At 62.3% G+C, this 17,910-nt stretch carries 16 protein-coding genes; 2 read left to right on the forward strand and 14 right to left on the reverse strand.

Annotation, left to right across the window (positions count from 1 at the left end):
• Positions 1-27: 27 nt before the first annotated feature.
• The 9 genes from EI291_RS08815 to EI291_RS08855 all read right to left on the reverse strand — a co-directional run bounded on the left by EI291_RS08815 (position 28) and on the right by EI291_RS08855 (position 9,164).
• On the reverse strand, positions 28-642 hold the full coding sequence (locus EI291_RS08815; RefSeq protein WP_125419435.1) for an alpha-ketoglutarate-dependent dioxygenase AlkB family protein: 615 nt from the start codon (positions 640-642) through the stop codon (positions 28-30).
• An 18-nt stretch (positions 643-660) separates the two neighbouring features.
• Positions 661-1,335 carry a hypothetical protein gene (locus EI291_RS08820; RefSeq protein ID WP_125419436.1) on the reverse strand — a complete coding sequence of 225 codons (675 nt, stop codon included), beginning with the start codon at positions 1,333-1,335 and terminating at the stop codon, positions 661-663.
• A gap of 109 nt (positions 1,336-1,444) precedes the next feature.
• Complete coding sequence (gene kynU, locus EI291_RS08825; protein ID WP_125419437.1) at positions 1,445-2,728, reverse strand: kynureninase; 1,284 nt, start codon at positions 2,726-2,728, stop codon at positions 1,445-1,447.
• A 114-nt stretch (positions 2,729-2,842) separates the two neighbouring features.
• Positions 2,843-4,153, reverse strand: a complete 1,311-nt coding sequence (locus EI291_RS08830) for a hypothetical protein (RefSeq protein ID WP_125419438.1) — start codon at positions 4,151-4,153, stop codon at positions 2,843-2,845.
• A 37-nt stretch (positions 4,154-4,190) separates the two neighbouring features.
• Positions 4,191-4,754, reverse strand: coding sequence for a hypothetical protein (locus tag EI291_RS08835; protein WP_125419439.1), 564 nt, complete (start codon positions 4,752-4,754; stop codon positions 4,191-4,193).
• Positions 4,755-4,785: 31 nt separating this feature from the next.
• Entirely contained in the window at positions 4,786-5,793 is a 1,008-nt protein-coding gene (locus tag EI291_RS08840) for an amidohydrolase family protein (RefSeq protein WP_125419440.1), read from the reverse strand.
• Between the two features lie 44 nt (positions 5,794-5,837).
• On the reverse strand, positions 5,838-7,193 hold the full coding sequence (locus EI291_RS08845; protein WP_125419441.1) for a hypothetical protein: 1,356 nt from the start codon (positions 7,191-7,193) through the stop codon (positions 5,838-5,840).
• 85 nt (positions 7,194-7,278) lie between these two features.
• The gene (locus EI291_RS08850) at positions 7,279-8,607 is read right to left on the reverse strand and encodes a hypothetical protein (RefSeq protein ID WP_125419442.1); all 1,329 of its coding nucleotides are present in this window, start codon (positions 8,605-8,607) and stop codon (positions 7,279-7,281) included.
• Positions 8,608-8,627: 20 nt separating this feature from the next.
• Positions 8,628-9,164: a 3-hydroxyanthranilate 3,4-dioxygenase gene (locus tag EI291_RS08855; protein ID WP_125419443.1), complete on the reverse strand. Its 537-nt coding sequence runs from the start codon at positions 9,162-9,164 to the stop codon at positions 8,628-8,630.
• A 150-nt stretch (positions 9,165-9,314) separates the two neighbouring features.
• Here EI291_RS08855 and EI291_RS08860 point away from each other — a divergent pair, with 150 nt between their 5' ends.
• On the forward strand, positions 9,315-10,106 hold the full coding sequence (locus EI291_RS08860) for an SDR family oxidoreductase (protein ID WP_125419505.1): 792 nt from the start codon (positions 9,315-9,317) through the stop codon (positions 10,104-10,106).
• Positions 10,107-10,186: 80 nt separating this feature from the next.
• On the opposite strand, the gene EI291_RS08865 is transcribed toward EI291_RS08860, so the two are convergent.
• The 5 genes from EI291_RS08865 to EI291_RS08885 form a co-directional block, all read right to left on the reverse strand.
• On the reverse strand, positions 10,187-12,082 hold the full coding sequence (locus EI291_RS08865) for a glycosyltransferase family protein (RefSeq protein WP_125419444.1): 1,896 nt from the start codon (positions 12,080-12,082) through the stop codon (positions 10,187-10,189).
• A gap of 42 nt (positions 12,083-12,124) precedes the next feature.
• Positions 12,125-12,679, reverse strand: coding sequence for a hypothetical protein (locus EI291_RS08870; RefSeq protein ID WP_125419445.1), 555 nt, complete (start codon positions 12,677-12,679; stop codon positions 12,125-12,127).
• 38 nt (positions 12,680-12,717) lie between these two features.
• The gene (locus EI291_RS08875) at positions 12,718-14,049 is read right to left on the reverse strand and encodes a hypothetical protein (protein WP_125419446.1); all 1,332 of its coding nucleotides are present in this window, start codon (positions 14,047-14,049) and stop codon (positions 12,718-12,720) included.
• A 194-nt stretch (positions 14,050-14,243) separates the two neighbouring features.
• Complete coding sequence (locus EI291_RS08880; protein ID WP_125419447.1) at positions 14,244-14,786, reverse strand: carbohydrate binding domain-containing protein; 543 nt, start codon at positions 14,784-14,786, stop codon at positions 14,244-14,246.
• Entirely contained in the window at positions 14,779-15,330 is a 552-nt protein-coding gene (locus EI291_RS08885) for a carbohydrate binding domain-containing protein (RefSeq protein ID WP_125419448.1), read from the reverse strand. Before EI291_RS08885 ends, EI291_RS08880 begins: the two co-directional genes overlap by 8 nt.
• Before the next feature lie 237 nt (positions 15,331-15,567).
• Between EI291_RS08885 and EI291_RS08890 the strand changes: the two genes are divergently transcribed.
• Complete coding sequence (locus tag EI291_RS08890; protein WP_125419449.1) at positions 15,568-17,892, forward strand: hypothetical protein; 2,325 nt, start codon at positions 15,568-15,570, stop codon at positions 17,890-17,892.
• The last annotated feature ends 18 nt before the right edge of the window (positions 17,893-17,910 follow it).

Here is a 17,910-nt window from a genome sequence, read left to right on the forward strand (position 1 = left end):
GGGGCTTTTTGTTGGCGTAGTTGCCGTTTAGTATTTGGGCGAAACCAGCCGAAAGGTGAGGTTAAGACGGGGACCTACGGGGCGGGCCGTTTTGGGCAGCGCGTGCAGCCAGTTGCGTTGGGTGGAACCGCTCATTACCAGCAAGCTGCCGGATGTAAGCGGCAGACTGACGGCCTCGGGCAGTGGAGCCGAAGCGGGAAAAGCTGCCGGTCGGGGCTTGAGGCGGAAACTACGGGTAGCACCCAGCGTGACGGACGCAATAATCGGCTCCGGGCCCAGCTCCGGCTCATCGTCGGCGTGGTAGCCCATGCTGTCCTGCCCGGAGCGGTACAGATTGAGCAGCACGCTATTGAACCGGGTACCGGTGGTCTGCTCCACCTGCCGCCGCAACTGCTGCAGCTCGGGCAGCCACGGCAGTGGCTCCAGCTGCAGCCCGGAGTAAGAATAAGCCGCTCCGGCGTCGCCGTACCAGGCCGTGAGCCGGGGCTGCGGCACTTGCTTCCCGAACAGCCGGATGGGGTCCTGCCGCCACGGAACCTCGGCTGTAAGTGTTACCAGCAACTTGTCCGCTTCGGCCGGAGACAGGAAATGCGCATCAAAACGCAACTCGGCGGCCGGTAGCGGGAGTAATGACAGAGGCATCGTGGAGCAGCGGCAGAACTACATGGAGGGCACCCCAAAGCGCATGGCCAGAATCAAATACACCATTGTGATGAGCCCGCATATCAGCAAAGCCCCGCCCCACGACCGGCTCTGGTACGCCCGCTGACCAATGAAGCGCGGCCAGAATACCAGGTTGTAGACTACAATAGCCACAATGTTGAATACGGAACCCAGCCACACGTACTGATTACCATAGGTCTGCTGCAGCCAGTTCAGCGCGAAATGGGTAGCCACCAGATAGCCAATCATGAAGGCCACTACCAGCAGGGCCGCCCCCGTGCGGCGCAGAGCCCGCAGGTTGAGAGCCAGCAGAATTCCCCCGGCCACCATGCTGAACAGCACCGAAAAAATGGTAATAGTACCCGGTGAATACAGCGCCGGACCCGTTTTTTCCTGCGTTTCAGGGCTGGCCTCGCCCCGGGCTACGCGGCGGGCCTGCTCCTTCTCAGCTTCCAGCTCCCGCTCTGCCAGCTCCCGGCGGTCCGTTTCCTGCTTGCTTACCTGCAGCTCCGCTACCAGGGCAGCCGCAGCCGGCTCGGGAATTCCCCGTAAGGCCAGCTCATCGAGGGCAGCCAGTACGGCCTCTTCCCGGTATTGGTACCGGTTGTGGACATAGTCGCGCAGCTCGGCTTCGGTTTTACGGCCCATTTTAGCCGCGTAGTCTTCAGCCATTATCGTACAAAAAAAGAAGGATCAGAAAGGAAAGCGGCCGGGGCCGGAAGGTGTACGAAGAAACAATCAATACCGGCGAAAAACTTCCTAAGCCCGGATTTTATACTGCCTACTGCCGGGCGGCCCATTCGGCCAGCACCTCCCCCACGTGGAACACATCCTCGAAGGTGTTGTAGAGCGGCACCGGGGCCAGCCGAATCACATTCGGCTCCCGCCAGTCGCCAATTACCCCGGCTTCCATCAGGTGGTCGAACAGGTCGCGGCCGTTCTGGTGAACCAGCAGCGACAGTTGGCAGCCTCGCTGGGCCGGGTCAGCCGGCGTGATGATTTCGAGGCGCGATTTGGGCAACTCCAGCCGGTTGATGAGGAACTCCAGATACCCCGTGAGCTGCTCACTCTTGCGGCGCAGGGCCGGCATGCCACCGGCGGCCATATGCTCGGCTAGGGCAGCTTCGTGCACGGCCATCGTCAGAATAGCAGAATTGGAGAGCTGCCAGCCGGCGGCCCCGCGCATGGGCCGGAAGCCTTTGCGCATCTTAAAGCGTTCCTGCTCATCGTAGCCCCACCAGCCGGCTAGGCGCAGCAGGTCGGGTTGGTCGGCAAACCGCTCGTGCACGAACACCCCCGATACGCCGCCGGGGCCCGAGTTCAGGTATTTGTAGGAGCACCAGCAGGCAAAATCCACGTCCCAGTCGTGCAACTGCAGCGGAATGTTACCGGCGGCGTGCGCCAGATCAAACCCCACCATGGCCCCCACGGCGTGGCCCGCCTTAGTAATAGCGGCCATATCATACACCTGCCCGGTGTAATAGTTGATACCGCCCATAATGATGGTGCAGAGCGAATCACCCAGTTCGGCAATCTTGGCCAGAATGTCCTCGGTGCGCAGCGTGTGCTCGCCGGGGCGGGGCGTGAGCTCCACAATGGCGTCGTCGGGCTCCAGACCGCGCATGCGCACCTGGGTTTCCAGGGCGTACTGGTCAGAGGGGAAAGCACCGCCCTCCATCAGCACTTTGTAGCGGGTAGCAGTGGGCTGATAGAATGATACCAGCAGCAGGTGCAGGTTGGTGGTGAGGTTGTTCATCACCACCACTTCCACAGGCTTTGCTCCTACTACCTGGGCAGAAGCATCCTGCAGCCGCTGATGAAAGTGCATCCAGGGCGTTTCGCCCTTGAAATGCCCTTCCACGGCCAGCTCCTGCCAGTTCTGCATCTGCCGCTCCACAGCGGCGCGGGCGGTGCGGGGCTGCAGGCCCAAAGAGTTGCCGCAGAAATACAGGCTGTCACGGCTACCGTTGGGAGCGGGCGGAATCAGGAAATGCTGGCGAAACTCGCGCAGGGGGTCCTGAGCATCAAGGCGGCGGGCAAAATCGAGGGTGGGTTCGAAGGTCATCGGGACAAAGATACCAGCGGGGAAGTGGGAATAGTGAAATGGTGAGTTCCATGTTCTGTCGGAGCGGATTAGCGCAAGTGCAACTCAGACTCACCATTCCACCATCTCACCGCTCTACTGAACCACGTAAAACTGCAGCCAGCCATCCAGCAGGTGCAGCATCACTACCAGGTTGAATACGTACAGCAGCATGGTGGCCTCGCGCTGCCAGCGGAGCTGCCGCCACGCCACGTACACCGCCAGGTAGGCCGTCACCAGCCCGAAATACCAGACGGCCTGCGGGGTAGTAAAACTATCGAAGCCCTGCGTGTAGATGCCAAACACCTGCCACAGCAGCAGGGTACCGGCCAGCAGCAGCGCGTAGTAGCGCCGGGGCCAGGCCGGTTGCGCGGCAACGTAGTTCAGCACCACCAGAAAGAAGGGCGTAGCCAGCACGTAGCGGCCGAAGTTCCACATGCTGCCGCCCTGGTGCGACAGCATAAACAGGCACACGCACACGCAGTAGCCCAAAGAAAACACCACCTCGGGGGGAATGGCCGGAAACAGCTGCCGCCTGCGCACATGCTGCAGCCACCGCCACGCCAGCCAGCAGCAGGTGCCAATGGCGGCCACTCCCCACCACAGGGCCGTGGCATCCAGCCACAGCACGTTGGTGCCGGAGGGGTCGTTGAAGTACAAACGGGGCCACTGCAGAAAGTGCCCCCAGTGCTTTTGGGCCAGTGCAAAGGCGAAGGGCTCACCCACCTGCTTCCACTGGATAAAGGCCACCACGCCCACCGTAAGCGCCAGCGTAAGCAGCCCCGTAGCACCCCAGACCAACGCCCGACGCAACTGGCCGGGCTGGGTGGCCCATAGCAGCACCATAAACAGCAGCGCCGGCGTAAACATGGTACTGGCCGAGCGGCTAAGGCCGCAGCCCAGCAACCCCAGAATCCACCAGAGGAGCTGCCGCCGCTGCACGCCCACCACTACCAGCGCCGCAAAGGCGAAAAACAGCGCCTCGGTGTACGGCACTATCATAAATAAAAACGAGGGGGTGGACAGCCACAGCAGCTGCAGCCGGAAGGGTACCTGCAGCCGGTGCGCCAGCCAGGCCGCCGCCACCAGAAAAATACTTGCGTTCAGCAGCCCCATGCCCAGCAGCCCCAGCCCCGTTACGCGCCAGAAATACGGAAACAGCGGAAAGAAGGCAGAATTGCTCAGGTTATCAGCCGAATACTGATACCCGCCCTGCCGAATCTGGTCGTACCAAAGCACGTCCCAGCGCATGAGTGTATCCTCAGCGGGCAGATAGCGGATAATGCCGAAAGCATACAGGGCCGACGTGAGGGCGGCCAGCAACAGCAGATGCAGCAGCACTACACCAGCGGCGTTCTGGTACCAGGGTCGGGAAGAAGAAGGTAACAAGGCCGGAGAAGCGGGCATGAGGCGGAAGTAGGAAAACAGAAAAACACAGCCGGCGTTAGCGCCAGCCTTCCAGCCGAAGGTCATCGAACCAGGTAGGGTCGCCGGCTTCCACGTGCCACACGTACAGCTGCAGAATGTCGGTGGACTCCAGGTCGGCGGGCAGGCGGATGATTTTCTGCACGTACTCCCACTTGCCGTAGCGCTTCACTACCTCCTGCACTTCCAGGCACTCCCACACGTTTTTGCGGCGGCCCTGGCAGTTGATTTCCACTACCAGCTTGGTGGACCCGATCCGGCCGCTGGGCAGGTACACCCACCCGCTCAGGAGCAGCTTGCGCGGCACAAAAGCACAGCTGACACCCAAGGGCTGCTGAAACTTGCTCCCGAAATCGGTGCCTTCCACTACCCGGTATGAGTAGTGTCCGGAGTGCGCCTGCTCAGTGCTCAAAAACGGCGGCAACGGGTGCATCCAGCCTTCAAACTGCTCGAAGTCAGACTGCAGCAGCACGCAGCTGTTATCGGGATAGGAAGTGCAGCCAGCCAGCAGCAGCAACCCGGTCAGCAGGCTCACGCTCCGCATCAGCAGCGCCGAACAACGACGACGAAATAGAAACACCAAAACTATAGCCAAAAACGTGACACCATACCACTTACGTAAACAACTCCGCCGACAAGCCCAGCCAGTCCAGCGCATTCTGGCCCAGCATGCGGGCTTTTACCTCCTCGGCCCAGGGCATGGACCGGATCAGCTGGCCGGGTTCCAGTTCCCCCAGCGGAAACGGGTAATCGGTACCCAGCGTAATTTTATCGGGACCCAGGGTTTTAAGCAGGTACTCCAGCATCAGCGGGTCGTGCACCAGCGAATCTACCCAGAAGCGGCCCAGGTACTCGCGGGGGTTATGGGGGTTATCCACGGCGCACAGGTCGGGGCGCACCTGCCAGCCGTGCTCGATGCGGCCAATGGTACTGGCGAAGGAGCCGCCGCCGTGGGCCACGGCCACCCGCAGGCGCGGCAGCCGCTCCAGCACGCCCCCAAAAATGAGGCTGCACAACGCCCGGCTGCTTTCGGCGGGCATGCCTACCAGCCAGGGCAGCCAGTATTGGGGCATCTGCTGCTGGCCCATCATATCCCAGGGGTGCACAAACACGCACATGCCCAGCTCCTCGGCGGCCTGAAACACCGGAAACAGGGCCGGCTCACTCAGGTTCCAGTCGTTGATGTGGGAGCCAATCTGAATGCCCGCCAGCCCGATGCGGCGGCAGCGCTCCAGCTCCTGCACGGCCAGATCCGGCGCCTGCATGGGCAGCGTACCCAGGCCCACGAAGCGCGTGGGGTAGCGGTGCACCACACTGGCAATGTGGTCGTTGAGCAACTTGCTCAGATCCAGCGTATCCAGGGGTTTGGCCCAGTAGCTGAACATGACGGGCACGGTGCTCAGCACCTGCACCTGCGCTCCAAACTGGTCGTACTCGCGCATGCGCACCTCCGGGTCCCAGCAGTTATCCTGCACCTCCCGGAAAAACCGGTCGTCCTGCATCATGCGGGCGCAGCAGGGCTTGTGGTGGTCCAGCCGAATGAAACCGCCGTAGCCGTACCGCTCCCGCAAATCGGGCCACCGCTCGGGCAGGATGTGCGTGTGAATATCGAGGGTGAGCATGGGTGGGCAGAGGTAGAAACCAGGGCAACAGAGCGGTCAGCGGCTCAGGAGGGCCACTGCAGCAGCAGGAAGTATTTGCGGTAAGTTTCCCAGTCCATTTCGCAGCAGTTGATGAGGCCGATGGTGTACTGGTAATTCTGAATCAGGCCCACCACCACGAGGCAGCCGGCCAGCAGCACCAGCGGAGCCGGCCGCCAGCCCAGCCGCGCCTCGCGGCCCAGCCACCGTTGCCAGAAGGCGGCCATACCAAAGGCCAGAATGGGGTATAGGCTAATCATGGGGCGGCCCCCGTAGCTGCCGCCGTACTCCCACTGGTGCCAGCAGAACGTCACGTAGGTGTACACGGGCACCAGCACCAGCAGCAGCGGCAGGGCTTTGGGGGCCCAGCGCCGCACCCACAGAATACCCACGAAGCTGAGCACAAACAGCGGCGAGTAAATCAGCCAGCCTTTGCGGAAACTGAAAAAGCCCAGCAGAATATGGGGGTCGTCGAAATGGAAGGTTTCGCCGGGATAGAAGGGAACCAGCCACTGCAGACCCACCACGCGCCAGAACACAAACTGCATGCCGCCCACCAGCAGCGCCAGCCCGGCAATGAGCAGGCACTGCAGCCAGTGCTGCTGCCAGAAGCGCAGCCGCTCCTGCAGGGCTGCCCAGCTAGTCAGTCCCCACAGCACCGGTACCCCCGCCAGCAGCATCAGCTCGGAGGGGCGGATCAGCAGCATCAGCCCGCCCAGCAGGCCCAGGCCCGCCGCCACTGCCGCTGAGGGCCGCTCATACCACCGCCGGGTGGCGCGCAGCAGCAGCACGTTCAGCATAAACAGGGTGCCGTGCGCCATCAGCCCTTCAGAGGTGGCATACGTGAGCAGGTTGGTTCCCAGCCCGATGATGAGCAGCGTAAACGCGGCCACGTGGTCATCGAAATAGCGGCGCAGCTCCTTGCCCAGCAGCCATAGCCCCAGCAGCACGTACAGCATGCAGCCTACCGATATCAGGTACTGGTAGGCCCGCTCGTAGCCGTTGGTAACCGGGCGGCCCTCCAGCTTGTACGCCACGTTAGCCGTGAAGAAGAACGGCGAGTAGGCCACGGCCATACCCATCGGAAACTTGAACACCTTGCGGCCGTTGGGCAGCGGTACAAACTCCCACTGGGGGTCTACGTTGGGCCGATACTCGCGGCGGGCGGCGCTAGTCCAGCTGCCGTCGCCCAGGTCATCCAGCAACAGCCCGGAAGGCAGATACATATAATAGCCGGCCGGGTCGCTGGTAAATACCCGGTTGCTGTTCCACTTCTCATCTTTGAGCAGAAAAGCCAGCGTAATAATGCTCACACAAAGCCACACGTAGCTGGTATGAGAACCCTGAGCCAGCCACTGACGCACTTGTTGCATACGAATCATAAGGACTGCAATAACGGCAGCCCGGCGCACCTCTCCAAGTCGGGCGGTATGGCCGGCCTCTCCCAGCCCCGAAGGCCTGTCAGTTTTAGGGCATGCGCAGGTCGGCCGGAAGCTTTTTCATGGAGCCGATAAAGAAGCCCCGGCGGTACCGGTCGGCCGTCATACTATCCCAGTGAATAACGCCGGCCGCATACTGGTAGGTCTGCCACAGATTCAGGACAATGCCCAGCACCAATACTGTGCGCACTGCCACGCGGGCCGGCTGCTGCCAGCTCGCCGCGGCGGCCGCCAGCGCGGCCACACACAAGGCCAGCAGCGGATACAGGCTAATAAGCGGCCGGCAGCCAAAGCTGCCCCCGTACCACCACTCCCGCCAGCTGAACGTAACGTACAGTACCACGGGCAGCGTCAGCAGCACCGCGCCGCCCACGCCCCGCAGCCGCGGCGGCAGCACCAGCAGGCCCAGCAGCGCTACACCAGCCAGGGGCGTGTACAGCAGCCAGCCCTTCTTAAAGCTGAACAGCCCGTCCAGCAGGTGCGGGTGCAGAAAGTCGAATCCTTCGCCCTGGTAGGTATCCAGCCACCAGTGCCCGCTTACCGCGTGCCAGAACACTGGCTGCCACACTACCACGGCCAGCACCAAGGCACCGGCCAGCAGCACCTGCCGGGGCCGGGCCAGCAGCCATTTCAGCCAGCCCAGTAGTCCGCCCTTGGTAGCTATACCCCACCCGACCGGCACCAGCGCATACAGTGCCTCCGTGGGCCGGGCTAGCATGGCCAGCCCCAGCAGCAGCCCCAGCACGGCCGCCCACCGGATATTGCGGGTTTCGTACCAAGCCCCCGTGGCCCACACCAGCCCCACGTGCCACAAAAACAGCAGACTATGGGCCATGGGGCTTTCGTAACTGGCGTACATAAACCAGTTGGTGCCCAGCCCGATACAGGCCAGCGCCCACGCTACTACGGCATCATTCTGCGGGAAATACCGCTGCAACAGCCGGCGTAACAGCCACAGCCCCAGCAATCCATGAAAGAGGCCGGCCAGCATAATGGCCTGCTGGTAGGGCCTGGAAAATCCATCGGCGGGCAGGCCGCGCAGGCGGGCCCAGGTATGGGCACCCGCAAACCAGGGCAGCTCGGCCAGGGCCACGCCCAGCGGGTACTTGGAAATCGTGTTACCGTTGGGCAGCTTCAGCAGGCCCATATACGGCTGAGGACCGGGCCGGTACACCTGCTCAATGCGCAGCAATGAATCGGCCCGACCGGCATCCTGGTAGAGCAGCACGGAGGGCAGGTACACGTAGTAGCCGCCCGCGTCACTGTCAAATACTTCCAGCGGCTTCCAGCGTTTATCGTTGAAAGTGGCCAGAATGAGCAGTAATGCAGTAAAGAAGAAAACAATAATGGATTTCACGCAGTCAGTACTAGCATTGTTCAGGAAGTCGGCGTAACCGGCGCCGGGGCCTCCATGTAGGTGCCGCAGACCTTGCAGGTGCGCAGGTCGTCGGAAGCCCAGAAGCGGTTCATAATAGGTGGCAGCTGCGCCACGATGTCGGTAATTTCGGTAAACTCCTCGTGCAGCTTGTTGCCGCAGTTTTCGCAGTACCACTGAAAGCCATCCAGCTCACCCGGCGTGCGGTACCGCTCCAGCACCAGCCCAATGGTACCGGCCGGCCGGCGCGGCGAGTGGGGCACCCCACCCGGTAGCAGAAACATGCTCCCCTGCTTGATTTCGATATCTACGGGCTTGCCGTCTTCAATAATCTTAACCACAATGTCGCCCTCAATCTGCAGGAACAGCTCCTCCCCTTCGTCCACGTGGTAGTCTTTGCGGGTGTTAGGGCCGCCCACCACCATCACAATGAAGTCCTTGTTATCCTTAAATACCTGCTGATTGCCGACGGGCGGCTTAAGCAGATGGCGGTGTTCATCAATCCACTGCTGAAAATTGAACGGACGGGCGACGGACATAGCGTGAATGGTTGAATTGCGGGATGAGTGACGCGGTGCAGGATGCGAATGTAGGCGTTTGCCTGATTTCCTGGCGCAGACAGGCAGCGGCCTTACCGGTTCCCGCGTACTTTGCGGTTACTGCATACCTATTCACCCATCCAACCATTTCTGCAAATGGATTTTCTTTCCCAACGCGCCCTGGTGGGCGGCAGTACGCAGGGCATTGGCCGGGCCGTAGCCGAGGAGCTGGCCCGGCGAGGTGCTACCGTTACCCTACTGGCCCGCAACGAAGCATCCCTGCGCGAAGCCGCTGCTGCCCTCCCCACGCCCGCCGGCCAGCACCACGACTTTATTGTGGCCGACTTCAGCCAGCCTGAGATATTGCGGCAGGCGGTACACAACTACTTAAGCGCGCACCCCGCGGGTTTCGATGTGCTGGTGAACAATACCGGCGGCCCGGCCGGCGGGCCTATTCTGGATGCGCCGGTGGAGGCGTTCCGGGCGGCGTTTGAGCAGCATCTGGTGTGCAACCACCTGCTGGCGCAGGCCGTGACACCGGGTATGCGTAGCCGGGGGCGGGGCCGCATCATCAATATCATCAGCACCTCGGTGAAGCAGCCGCTGCCGGGGCTGGGCGTCAGCAACACCATTCGGGCGGCAGTGGCCAACTGGGCCAAAACCCTGGCCAATGAGCTGGCCGCCGACGGCATTACCGTGAATAACGTGCTACCCGGTGCCACCATCACGCAGCGGCACACGTCGCTGATTGAAAAGAAAACCGAGCAGACCGGCCAGACTACCGAGCAGGTGGAAGCCGCTATGCTCAAGCTCATTCCGGCTCACCGTTTCGGGCAGGCCTCGGAAGTAGCGGCGGCCGTGGCATTTCTGGCCTCTGAGGCCGCCGCCTACATCACCGGCATCAACATTCCCGTAGACGGCGGCCGGACGGGAAATCTGTAGGCGTTTGGTGCTGGCTGCACGTTGTCAGCTGCCGGTTATCAGAAGCTCTTTACCAGCAACTGGCAACCGGCAGCTGACACCTAATGTCCGACGGCAGCGGTAGTCTGGGGGGTGAGCAGCTCCAGGCGCAGGTTGTCGATGAAGGCCACGGAACCGTTGTTGCTGAGGCCATACACCCGCAGCTCGTCGGTGGGCTGCACATCGGCAGCCAGGGGCACGTCGAACCAGATGTCGTTCCAGGCCTTGTTGACGCAGCCGTTGTTTTGCAGGCGCACGGCGTGGTACTGCACCGATTTGCCCTGCCGCTCCACTGCCAGCACCAGCTGGTCGTTCCAGGCTCCCCAATCGGAATACACCTGGCCGGAGGCGCGGACCCAGCTGCCGGGCTCCAGGCCAGCCGCGCCCACGCCCAGCACCAGCGGCGGACTGAACTGCTTGCCGCCCCCAATGCGCGCCGACTGCCCGCTGCTACTGCCCCGCTCGTTGCTGATGCCGGTTTCGGTGGTTACGGGCTGCCCCTCAAAATCGAGGACGCCCAGCGTGCGGCGGCTGAAGTGCGTGGTTACCTGCCGGATGCGGGTGGGCACATCGAGCAGCGCGTAGTCGTCCTGGGTGAGGCGGGCTTTGCTGAACACGGCTTCGTAGTAGGGCCGGGTCATTTCCTCGGGGTGAATGATGCCGTACATGTACTGCCAGTGCTGAAACAGATTCAGGTCGATGAAGCCCACCAGCAGCGGCAGCAGCACCCACAGGCCCGCCACGCGCCGCCAGCCGGGTGCCCAGAACCAAGCCACCAAGGCCGCCAGCGGCAGGCTCAGGGCCGCGTACGACGACACCATGGCCCGCTGCCCGAAGCTGCCGCCGTACCACCAAATGTCCCAGGCCGAAACCACCCACAGCGTGGCTATTCCGTACACCAGCACGGCCAGGCTCACCTTGCGGTTTTGCCAGAGCAGGACTGCCAGCCCCAGTGGCAGAAGCAGCATAAGCGGCGTGTACACCAGCCAGCCCTTCTTGAAGCTGATGAGTACTTCGCGCAGGTGCGGATGCAGGAAGGAAAAACCCTGTTCCTGGTAGCTGTACACAATAAAGGAGCCCGTCATGGCGTGCCAGTACAGCAGCTGCGGCAGCACCGCCACGGCTCCACAGGCGGCCAGCAGCAGCACATCGGGCCAGCGGCGCAGCAGCAGCTGCCCTTTTGCCCGCAGAGCCGCGCCCGAATCGATGCCCCACAGCAGCGGCAGCAGTACCGCCACCGCCTCCGACGGCCGGGACAACACCAGCAGCCCCAGCGCCAGCCCGATACCCGCTGCCCAGCCCAGGGCCGGCCGCTGGTGCCAGCGCACCGTGCACCACAGCAGCAGGGCATACAGCGTGAACCCGTAGGTGTGCGACATGGCCGCATCGAACACCGCGTACTGGAAGTAGTTGGTACCCAGCACTACCAGCACCAGCGTAACGGCCGTTACCGCATCCGAAAAAAAGCTTCGGAGCACCTTCCGCAGTACTACCAGACCCAGCACGCCATACGCAATACCCCCAAAGGCAATAGCCACCTGATACGGCGCCGAAAAGCCATCCTGCGGGTAGCCCAGCAGCCCGGCTGCCCAGTGGCCCAGCCAGAAAAACGGAAATTCCAGCACGGCTACCCCTATGGGATATTTCATCACCAGGGTGCCATCCGTGAGGCCGGGGGCCGCAAACGCCTGGTAAAAGCTGCTCGACGGGCCATACTCACGCATGATATCCGGCACGAAGCGCAGGTAGCGCAAATCATGGTAGATGAACTTGGCGGGCAGGTACAGGTAGTAGCCCATGGCATCCCAGGTCAGGATGGCCTGCACGTTGCGCGTGTCCCAGTACGGTGCCAGCAGTCGGGCCTGCACCATCAGCACTGCCAGAATCAGCAGTGTTACGAGGGAGTACCAGCGGCGGGGCGTCGGCTCGGAAAGCGGAAGGGAATCGACCTGCTGCATGTAGTCAGATAGTAGGATATCAGAAGTAACCTTGACCGGAGCCTATTCGGCAATGCGCAGCCGGATGTCGTCGAGGTAGAGCGGCTCGGTGGCGTTGTTGCGCCACAGGAAGAAGCGCAGGTGCGCATCGGCCGGCAGATTGGCCGTGAGCGGGGCCTTCCACTGCACCTGCTGCCAGGAGCCGTAGTCTTTTACCCGGTCGGTGAGGTTGAGCTGCTGCGAGTAGAGCACCTTGAAATCGGCCCCGCTGCCCTGCACCACCTGCACCACCAATGCCCCCGTGGAGCCCGGCCCGGCCAGATACACCCACCCTTCAGCCTCAATGGCCGGAATGGCCCGCGGGCTGAGCTGGCTCAGAGCCCGGTCGTAGGTATGGCCGTATTCCCGGTCCTTGTTCACGCGCACGGCCAGGCGGCCGGAGTGGGCATGCTCATCCGTAATGCTCAGCCCTTCGGTTTCCCAGCCCACCACCGATTCAAAATCGTTGGTAGTGAAGTACCGGGCATCGGGGGCGGCGTTTTCGGGCGCGGAGGTACAGGCACTCAGGGCCAGCAGGCCCAGGGCAGCCCACAGGCCAGTCAATTTATTCAGATGCATAACTCGTGTAAAACGTAGGATACCAGAAAAATACGCCGCTACTCCACCTGCGCCCGCACCGCAGTACGCTCCGCTGAGTCAGCCCCAGAGCGCCAGGCCACCGCCAGCACAAACACCGAGATGAAGAGCGTGAGCGAAGTCAGATAGGCGTAAGGAATCTGGATGAAGGCGTAGAACGTGCTCAGGTAGAACCCCAGCGAGGCCAGCGCCAGCACCCGGTAATCGAGGCGACGGCGCAGCAGCCAATAGGCCCCGGCGCTCAGGGCCACGGCCCCCACCGAGGCCACCACGTGGGCCTTCTGCAGCCACCCGATGCGGTTCGGCAGGTCGCCGCCCAGGTAGGTATAGAAGTAGGAGGCAAATCCCAGCCCGCTGAACAGGTGCGGCGGCCGGCCCTCGGGGCTGTCGGCGCGGCTCCACTCGCCCAGGGTAGCAATTTTATACTCGCTCAGGGCGTGGGTAAAAATGGTCCAGTCCTTCGACAGAAACGGCACCACGTACAGCAGCACAACGCCCAGCACGGTTAGCCCGGCCACCGCCACGGCGTGCCAGCGCCCCCGCTCCCGCCACAGCAGCCACAAAAACAGCGGCACCCAGAACACCACCGAATAACGCGACAACAGGCATAGCACCAGCGCGGCCGCCTGCACCAGCGCTGAGCGGGAGAAGATGGAGGCCGCCAGCAGGCAGTAGTATGCAATAATGGTCGGCTCCACGGTATGCGCGAACAGCCAGTAGTCGGCCGTAATCATGCGGCGCAGCACCAGCCAGGGTAAAATAGCGGCCACAGCAAATGCCACCAGCCGCAGCCGCTGGGTGTTCAGAAAAGCCAGATAGGCCCCAAAGCCAATCAGCAGCAGGATGCCCAGCGCCCACCAGCGGTAGTCCAGGCCCAATTTATCGGCCACCACGTAGGGCAGCCACTGCAGGGGCAGGTGGTTCGGGAACAGCGGGTACGGCAGGTTGGTGAGGTAGCGGTATACCACCTCGCCGCTCCGGAACCGCTCCACGTAGTTCTGCAGAATCGGAATAATGTCGGAGGCGCGTACATCAATGGGGTTTCCCTGAATAACCGGGGCCTGAGCGTACAGCACGGCCACGCCGCCCAAAATGGCCGCCGCCCAGGAACCCAGCAGCCGCCGGCCTTCCAGCGGAGCAGCGGGTTGCAGCGGCCGGTTCAGCTGGGCCATTACGGCACAGGCACATAGCAGCACCGAGGCCAGGTAAAACCACAATGGGCTCCAGAACGGGCCGTAGTGTCCGCGCAGATCGGTGAACAGCCGCACCTGCAGCCAGAAAGCCAGTACCGCGCCCAGCTGCCACCAGATGCGCCGCTCACGCGGCCAGAAAGAAGATAGAAATTCGGCCACGGGGAGGGTTTCTGGTTGCTAGTTGCTGGTTTCTAGTTGACGCGGTAGTCCGTCATTCCGAATTGCCCGAGGCATAACGAGCTATTGGTTAATCACCTAACATCAGCCCGCAAGTCTCCTCGGCCCTTGGCTTGATGCGTCACATGCCCGGAATGGCAGGCTAGCAGAATATTCCATTCACGGCTATACCTGTTCTACTCCAGCGCCTTCACGCTCAGGTCGTCCAGGTACACCGGCTCGGAGGCGGTGTTGCGCCAGAGGTAGATGCGCAGCCGGTACTCAGGCTTGAGGTCGGGGGGCAGCGTGAACCGCTGGCTCACCGGCTTCCACTCCTTATAGTCTTTGATCTGGTCGGCCAGGTTAAGCTGTTCGGTATGCACCACCCGGAAGCCGCTGTTGGAAGTATCCACAATCTGCAGCACCACTGAGCCCGTGGACTGAGGGCCCATCAGCAGGGCCCAGGCATTCAGCTCCAACCCTTTCAGCGGGTGCACGGCGGCCTGGCCCACGGCCACGTCATAGGTCTGGCCGTATTCGCGGCCGGCATCCACCTTCACGGCGTACATGCCGGAGTGAGCCCGCTCTTTGGTCAGGCTGGCCGCGTCGCCGCCCCAGCCCACCACCGACTCGAAGTCGGAGCGCGTCACGTAGTCGCCCACCCATTGGCCCTCACCGGGGCCGGCCGAGCAGGCGGCCAGCCCCGGGAGCAGCAACAGGCTCAGTGCGAGCTTATTCACCTTTGGTGATGGTCAGGTCGTCGAGGTACGTAGGCTGGTCGGAGCCGCTGCGCCACATGTACACGCGCAGCTCGTGGCCGGCCTCTACGTTGGCGGGCAGGGTGAATTCCTTCTTCACCTCCGTCCACTCGTTGGCCTTGGTTACTTCCTTCTTCAGGTCAATGTTGTCCCAGAAAACCTGCTGATTGCCCTGAGCCGGGTTCATCACCTGCACCACAATGGAGGCCGTGGATTTGGGGTCAGCCGTCATTACCCAGCCGCTTACGTTCAGCTTCTGCACGCGCGAGGCGCTGGCTTTGCCCAGCAGGCTGATGTAGGAAATGCCGTATTCCACGTCTTTGCTCACCTTCACGGAGTAGCGGCCCGAGTGCGCTTTTTCAGTAGTCAGCGACGGAGTGGCCGACACCCAGCCGTAGAGGTTCTCGAAGTCGTTCTGGGTGATGAGGTTAGCCGGAGCAACTTTCTCTTCAGTTTTCGAGCAGCCAGCCACCAGGGGCAGCGCCGCAACTGCCAACCAGGCAAAGCGGGTAACAGACAAGGTCATAAGAATGAGGCAAGAGTGGCAAAAATGCCCACAAAGATAGAACCGCCCCGCACCCTGGCAACAGGCTAAACGCTATTCCTGCCTGCAATAAAAACTTGCCTCTTACGCATGAAGGGCTGGGCGGGTTCAAAACGGATGCCGTAGTTTTGGAAGACCTTACCTGTTTGCCGCTTACGTAGCCCCGCGTAGGCAGCTGGTTGCAGGGTCCTTTTATCCTTCGCTACACTAGTGCGCAATATGACCTCACGCCGGAACCATTGGGTTGGGTTGGCAGCTACGGCCCTGGCCGCCGTGCTGTACGTCGCTTCCCTCTTCCCCCATGTGCTCAGCGACCCGGACAACTACTTATACAATGATGCCGGCGACGGGCTGAAAACGTACTTCGTATCGGCGTACTACGTGAAGTACGACTCCGGCCACCATTTCACGGGCATGAACTACCCGGTGGGCGAGCATGTGAACTACCCGGATATGCAGCCCATCATTACCGGGGTGCTGGGCCTGATCAATCAGCACGTATACCCCATCAGCGACCATACCATCGGCATCATGAACGTGCTGCTGCTGCTGTCCATGATGCTGACGCCGGTAATTATGTACGCCATTCTGCGGCGGCTGCGGCTGCCGGTGGCGTATGCGGTGCTCACGGCGCTGCTGATTGGCTTTCTGGCGCCTCAGCACGGTCGCATTGATGGGCACATGACGCTGAGCTTCACGCCGTTTGTGCCGCTGTTATGGTACTGCATCATCCGGATGCTGACCACGCCCCGGCGGGTGCTGTGGCACGTGCTGTTCGGGGCCGCCTGCGTGATGATGGGCATGGTAACGCCGTACTACACGGCCGTGGGCTCCTTCTTCCTGCTGGCCCACGTGGTGGTGCTGGCCTGGCAGCAGCCCCGCCGTACCCCGGCTGAGCGGCGGGCGTATTGGGGGTTGCTGGGTCGCCTGGTTTTCACGGCGCTGGCCCCGCTGGTGGTATTCCGCATCTGGCTGTGGGCCACCGACCCCACCCTGGACCGCCCCATTAATCCCTACGGCTTCTTCGAGTACATTGCCAGCTTCACCAGCGTATTCATTCCCGTTGAGCCGCCCCTGCACGAGCCCTTCAAGCAGCTGCTGGGCATTGAGGAACCGGTATGGGAAGGCTGGGCCTACGTGGGTCTGGCTTCCACGCTGGTCCTGATCATTACGCTGGTGCGGGCCGTACGCTACGCCCTGCGCCGGCGGGGCCGACTGATTTTCCGGCCGGCGCTGCCTCAGCCGCTGCGCGTGAGTTTGTGGGCGGCAGCTCTGCTACTGCTGCTGGCCATGTGCTACCCGTTCAAGCTGCCCGGTCTGCGCGCCCTGGCCGATGTGTTTCCGCCCCTGCGGCAGTTCCGTTCATTGGGGCGCTTTGCGTGGCCGTTCTATTACGTTTTCACTTCCTACGCGGCCTACACGCTGTATCTGGTGTTCCGGGCCGTGCGCCGCCGCACTCACCGCCCGGCCCTGGCCTACGCGCTGCTGGCCCCGGTGCTGGCCCTGTGGGCTGTGGAGGCCAACTGGCACATGCACTTCAAGGCCGATGAGGTGGAGCAACGCGCCACCGGCCGGCTGTTTACGGCCGATGCCGGCAACTACACCGAGCTGCTGACCTGGGGCAACCGCAAGCCCAGCGACTTTCAGGCCCTGCTGCCGCTGCCCTATTACACGCTCGGCACCGACGTGTTTCAACTGGATGGCTCCGGCGACGCGGTCAGCCAGTCGTACCGGGCCTCGCTTAATACGGGCCTGCCGTTGCTTACCGTATTTCTGGCCCGGGCTTCGGTGGGGCAGACGATGGATCTGATTCAGCTGCTGAGTAGTCCGCTGCTGCCCAAGGCCATCATTCCCAAGTTTCCGTCGCGCAAGCCGCTGCTGCTGCTGGTAGCGCCGGGCCCCATTTCGGCCGCCGAGCAGCGCATTATCGACATGAGCCACAAAATTACCACCAACGGCAATATTACCCTCTACGAGCTGCCGCTGGAGGCACTGGAGGCTACGTCCATTGCCCGGGAACAGGCTCGTGCCGATTCACTGCTGCCAACCCTGCGCGCGGTGAACGGGGTGTATTCCAGCACCGGACGCAGCGTGCTGCTGGAGCAGTTCAATGGGCGCACGGCCCCGCACTCCCGCCTGCAGCCGGGGGCTTTCTATGAGCCGGAAAACAAATTCTCACAGCTCTACAACGGTCCTATTCCGGCTGCTGCCGATACCGGTCAGTACGAAGCCTCCGTGTGGGTAAATGCCAAAATGTGGCATGGCGTGGGCAACATGCAGATTAAGGTGTATCGTGGCGACGAGCTGATTGAGCATAAAGTACAGGGTGCTTCGCAGAGCACGGAGCTGGATGGCGACTGGGCCCGGGTGGCTGTACCATTCCGCATCAAGGCCGGAGCCACCCGTATGGAGGTGCTCTATGAAAGCCAGGAGCTGGTGGCCGACGACCTGCTGATCCGCCCGCTGGACACCGACGCGTACTATTACATCACTACCCCTGATAAAAAGCGGCAGCTGATAAAAAACGGCTACCGCCTGCAGTAGCCCCGGCAATTCCGTAAT

It is taken from the genome of Hymenobacter rigui, assembly GCF_003944715.1.
Taxonomy (GTDB): domain Bacteria; phylum Bacteroidota; class Bacteroidia; order Cytophagales; family Hymenobacteraceae; genus Hymenobacter; species Hymenobacter rigui.